Here is a 2,422-nt window from a genome sequence, read left to right as displayed (position 1 = left end):
GCGAAAACCCAACACCGGGGGAGAAGGGGTTTTCGGGCCGTCAGACGGACGATTCGGACCCCGAAGATCAAGACGGCGAGCAGAGCTATTCGCGTCAGCAGGCCCGCGTGTTTCAGCGGAGCGTGACGATGCTGAAATACTGGGAAGCGCGCAACTACGACGTGCTCTGGTTGACGTTCACGTCCTCGCCTGAGTCGCGTCCGAGTGATGAGCTGGCATACTCACATCAGCGACTCCGGCAGCGGGTCGAGCGGGCAGACCTTGCCGTATGCGACGGTGAGCGGTGTCCTCACCATGAGGAACCTACTGGGCACCGGCTGGACCACATCGACAGCCTCGAACACCTTCAGATTCGGACGTGTGAGGGGCCGCAGGGGGTGATTCACGCTTTCTGGGCGTGGGACCGGGATCGGCTTCGTGACGGCAACCACAGTCGTAGCCTCTACATCCCGCAGAATTGGCTCTCTGACCAGTGGGCCGACCTCCACGGCTCCGAAGTTCCGATGGAGCCGGGTGAGTTGAAGAAGTGGCCGGAGTCCGCTGCGGGTCACATGGAGCGCCTCGCTCGGGATCGCGCTCCGTTTATCGTCGATGTCCGCCGGGTGGGGCCGGAGCATACTGAAGCCGAACATAAGCCGGAGCACATGGCTGCTTACGCTGCTTCGCAGTATCTCGGTGATCATGGGGAGGCGCTCGAACACTTGGGGTGGTCGCACGGCCGATCTCTTGGTGGGCCGCTCGCCGAGACGTGGGAGCAGCTGAAAGCGGTTGCCGACTCGATGGGTTCCGCGATCGACTACTGGGATCGTCTGATCTCCGGGGAACCCGTCGCGGTGAACCGGAGCAACGGGAACGTTCATACCGAGCTGGCGTTCAAGCCGCCGCCGGATCTCGGGTATTCGATCGCGTCGAGTGTCACACCGCCGAGTGACTACTCCGCTCCCGGTCCTGATGGTGACACCCGAGTCCGGTCCTACTCTGGGGAGAGTTCCACGGATCAGGAGCCGCCTCCGTTCTGGGGTACTGGGTTCCGGCTGATCTCGATCGATGGGGTGCGGCTCATCGAGCGCGACGATGGGACCTACGTCGACCCTGAGTCGGGCGAGCGTGTGTCGCCACCGGGAGTGTAAGGGAGCGCGGGGTACCCCGACCCCCGCCGAGTCACGCCGGGCGCACGTCGGCCCCCACGTCGAGGCAACGCCGACCCCCACGTCGAGGCAACGTCGATCCCCACGTCGAGGCAACGCCGACCGACGTGCCGAGCGCGCGATCTCGGCGGGGCCGTCGGCGGGGAGCGCGGGGTAGCTCTCTCTGAGAGAGATTGGTAGTGCCGGGTAGGAGGATGGTAGTGCTGGGGTAGAAGGATGGGTAGTGCTGAGGTAGGCGTTCACGTAGAGCGAACGTAGGTCTACGCGTAGAAATCGCGATCACTACCTCGTAGGCTAGGTGTGTTCTCACCTGCTGGGGTGGGAAATCTGGGAATCGTTTACGTGATTTTACCCAGCGGTCTTGATGTCCGCCCGGAGCGGGTCGTATATGACTTAAAGACTTACCCCCATTTACCCCTGAAATGTGTATAAATCTCTGGGTGTTAATCGGCAAGTACAGCCTCTCTTTGCGTTATTTTCGGCGTTTAAGGTTCCATGGGGTTTTTGCGTAGTCGTCGTATAGCGGCATCTATGGAAAATGAAATCGCGGTTCGATCGGTTGGCGAGGATGAGGTGTGGTCCGGGTCTAAGCGTCGCGGTGATGGGGGTCCGGCTGGGGACCGCTTCGATCGGTCACGGGACACGCGTCAGTCTGACGAGCCGGAGGTGGTTGTCCAGGCGAACCCTGAGCCGGAGTCGCAGCCGTTTCTGCTCCAGTTGGTCGATGGGATCGTGGAGTTGTTGGCTTCGCTCTGGGACCGGTTGAGGTCGGTCTGAGGTGAGTCGTGATCGTGATTGACGTCTGCCCGTTCTGCGGGGAGGAGGAGATCGAGCCACCCATCCACTACCCGTCTCCTGAGGGGGAGAGGTGTCCGGCAACCCCGATGACGCGGTCGGCGAGTACACCTTCCCCGCCGGGCGTCGAGGGCACAGAGAGGGAGGGCAGCCGTCAGCAAGCCGGCTGTAGCGTATTGCGAAAACATGATCCGGCGGAGGGCCGCGACGCGGCCGACCCCGCCACCACGCTTAACTAATCATACTGTGAACGAGGTTGTAACTCAAGGATCAACGAAAGACGGCCGAAGGGACCGCCCTGTCCACCTGTCCCTTCTGTCCACGGCGACATAGAGGTTTCCCCTCAGCGTCAGCCGTTGGCTGTGCGTACAGAGCGCGGTGCTCTCACCGAGCTGTGGCTCTGCGCCGCTCGTCGGGGTGATCTCTCCAAGCGGCCGGCGACCTTGCGGTGCGCGAGGTCCGGCGGACCCGGACCGAGC

1 protein-coding gene is annotated in these 2,422 nt (G+C 62.7%); it reads left to right on the top strand.

The window, feature by feature from the left end; all coding sequences use genetic code 11:
* Positions 1 to 1,130, top strand: a 1,130-nt coding sequence (locus ACFSUO_RS06745) for a hypothetical protein (RefSeq protein ID WP_382392387.1), incomplete at its 5' end; no start/stop codon positions are given.
* Positions 1,131 to 2,422 lie beyond the last annotated feature (1,292 nt).

This window comes from Lentibacillus juripiscarius (assembly GCF_042685205.1).
Taxonomy (GTDB): domain Bacteria; phylum Bacillota; class Bacilli; order Bacillales; family Amphibacillaceae; genus Lentibacillus; species Lentibacillus juripiscarius.
Note: the sequence above shows the minus strand (reverse complement) of the source record. Positions and strands in the feature narration are given on the sequence as shown.